Below are 248 nucleotides of genomic sequence, written 5' to 3'. Positions count from 1 at the left end.
CCTGAAGGCGGCGCTCAACGACATCATCAGCGAGCAGGCCAGACTCTCCTACAGTCAGGTCTGGGACGCGCTCGGAGACACCGACGAGGACCCCTCCAACCCGGACAACGTGATCCTGCTGTACACCGGCCGCTCCCAGGCGAAGTCCGAGCACGGCGGCGATCTGGGCGACTGGAACCGCGAGCACGTGTGGGCCAAGTCCCACGGCGACTTCGGCACCAGCACCGGACCCGGCACCGACCTGCACC

Annotated in this window: 1 pseudogene; it reads left to right on the top strand. The window is 67.7% G+C overall.

Annotated elements, in window-relative coordinates:
• Position 1: 1 nt before the first annotated feature.
• Positions 2-248 (top strand): annotated as a pseudogene (locus ACSNOK_RS35500) (ribonuclease); the annotation flags it as partial.

It is taken from the genome of Streptomyces sp. URMC 126 (assembly GCF_051386555.1).
Taxonomy (GTDB): Bacteria; Actinomycetota; Actinomycetes; order Streptomycetales; family Streptomycetaceae; genus Streptomyces.
Note: the sequence above shows the minus strand (reverse complement) of the source record. Positions and strands in the feature narration are given on the sequence as shown.